Below are 2168 nucleotides of genomic sequence, written 5' to 3' on the forward strand. Positions count from 1 at the left end.
CTCCGGGAGACTCAGGTCCAGCGCGGCGAGGACACGATGACCGTTCTGTTCATCGGGCTCGGTGCCATGGGTGAGCCGATGGCTCGCAACATGGCATCCGCGACCGACATCGTCCTGTTCGACGTGAACACCGATCTCGCCGCTCGTATCTCCGCCGATCTCGGTGTGACGGCGCTCGGCACATTGGACCCGCTACCTGACGGCATCGACACGGTCGTCCTCATGGTGCCGTCATCGCGCATCGTCGAGTCGATACTTGTTGGCGAATCAAGACTCCTGGAGAAACTGCCGACCGGAGCTCTCATCGTCGACATGAGTTCCTCCGAGCCGGAGAGCACCCGTGAACTCGCTCGTCGAGCGGCATCGTGCGCGGTGGCGTACGTCGATGCKCCCGTATCGGGTGGGGTCGAGAAAGCGAAGTCTGGCGAACTCGCGGTCATGGCCGGAGCGGAAGACGAGGCTTTCAGACGGGCCGAGCCGCTTCTCAACGCTGTCGGCACGAGCATCCACCACGTCGGCGGACCCGGTGCCGGTGACGCCGCGAAAGCGCTCAACAACCTCTTGTCGGCGACAAATATCGMCGCGGCGGCCGAGATCCTCACAGCTGCGGCGAGGTTCGGCATCCGCCCTGACGCAATGCTGAGTGTCATCAACTCCTCGACAGGACGCAGCCAGGCAACCGAGGTGAAGTACCCGCGCTTCGTGGTGACGGGAACTTTCGCCTCGGGCTTCGGCATGGACCTGATGCTCAAGGATCTTGCGATCGCAAAGACCCTCACGAGCGGGGCCGGGCTGACAACGCCCGTCACGGACTGCGCAAGCGCAATCGCGACCCGAGCCCGTGAGTTGGCGGGATCCCCCCCAGACCACACAGAGATCGTCCGCTACTACGAAGATGCCAATCGCGCACTCCTGCGCACCTAAACAGCTTTCACGAAAGAGGGAAACCTATGAATGTCGCGGCCCAGACCTACATCGACGATATGGCCACAAAGCGCGGGTACGTGCTCAACTATCACAAGGTGATGGCCGCCGCAGACTTTCCCGTTCTGCAAGCCGCCAATCACGTCGTGAACGCCGCCTACCTMGACCAGCRCAGCCTCGACCGCAAGACGAAGGAACTCCTCTTCATTCTCAGCCTGACCGTCATGCGGGCACCCATGCCACAGCTCCGCAGTCACATTCAGGTCGCACTCGACCTCGGCCTCTCCCCGCAGGAGATCCTCGAGGCCATTGAGATCGCGCTCCCCGAAGCCGGCATCGTCGCATTCCAATGGGGCGTCGAGGCATGGCAGGAAATCGTGGGCGTCGAGGTGCTGGAGCCGACGGTCGCCGTCCACAGCGGAAAGGCCGACTGAGAGCATGGTGTGGCCGCAGGACAGCGGCGATCAGTACCGCGTCTACACCCTCCGTTACGGGACACGGCAGACCACTCGCTCGGATGTCTTCCTCGACTACAACTCCTATGGTGAGCCGGACGGCCCGCACATCGTGGACTACTACTTCTGGGTGCTGCAGAGTGACCACCGACTGATCGTTGTAGACACCGGATATGACGCCGAGGTCGCACACCGCCGCCAGCGCACCGTGCTGCACGATCCCGTCAATATGCTCCGGGAATTCCTGCATGTCGAACCAGACGACGTCGAGACGGTCGTGATCACACACTGCCACTACGACCACATCGGGAACCTCGCGCGCTTCCCCAACGCGCGCGTACACCTTGCGGAAGCTGAACTCGACTTCATCCGCAGCGGGCTGCTCGATCGYCCCCTCGTCGGCCACTTCACCGAACCAGCCGAAGTCGAACTACTCGACCGACTTCGGCGAAGCGGACGACTCACGGTAGTGCGCGAGGAATGCGAGCTCGCGCCCGGTATCCGCCTCATCCCCGTCGGTGGGCACACACCTGGACAGCTCATGGTCGAGGTCAACACCGCAAACGGTGCGGTCCTCCTGACCTCGGACGCACTGCACTTCGTCGAAGAGCTCGACCGCGACATGCCGTACATCTCCTCGATGGACCTGCCCGCGACCTACCAGACCTTCGACATAATCCGCGAGCGAGTCGCAGCACGGTCATCGCAGCTCGTCGCAGGGCACGATTCGGGTGCCCTCAACGGGATGTCGCGGCTCTCCGCTGACATCGGATGGATCGGATGACGAAC

General features: G+C 62.9%; 3 protein-coding genes. All 3 read left to right on the forward strand.

Annotated features, from left to right (window positions below; translation table 11 throughout):
* On the forward strand, positions 1–924 hold a 924-nt coding region (locus tag AC1DP3_RS18165; protein ID WP_477295751.1), incomplete at its 5' end, for an NAD(P)-dependent oxidoreductase.
* A gap of 26 nt (positions 925–950) precedes the next feature.
* Positions 951–1358, forward strand: a complete 408-nt coding sequence (locus tag AC1DP3_RS18170; protein ID WP_477295753.1) for a carboxymuconolactone decarboxylase family protein — start codon at positions 951–953, stop codon at positions 1356–1358.
* 4 nt (positions 1359–1362) lie between these two features.
* Entirely contained in the window at positions 1363–2163 is an 801-nt protein-coding gene (locus tag AC1DP3_RS18175) for an N-acyl homoserine lactonase family protein (RefSeq protein WP_477295754.1), read from the forward strand.
* The last annotated feature ends 5 nt before the right edge of the window (positions 2164–2168 follow it).

Source organism: Microbacterium sp. P5_B6 (genome assembly GCF_056400345.1).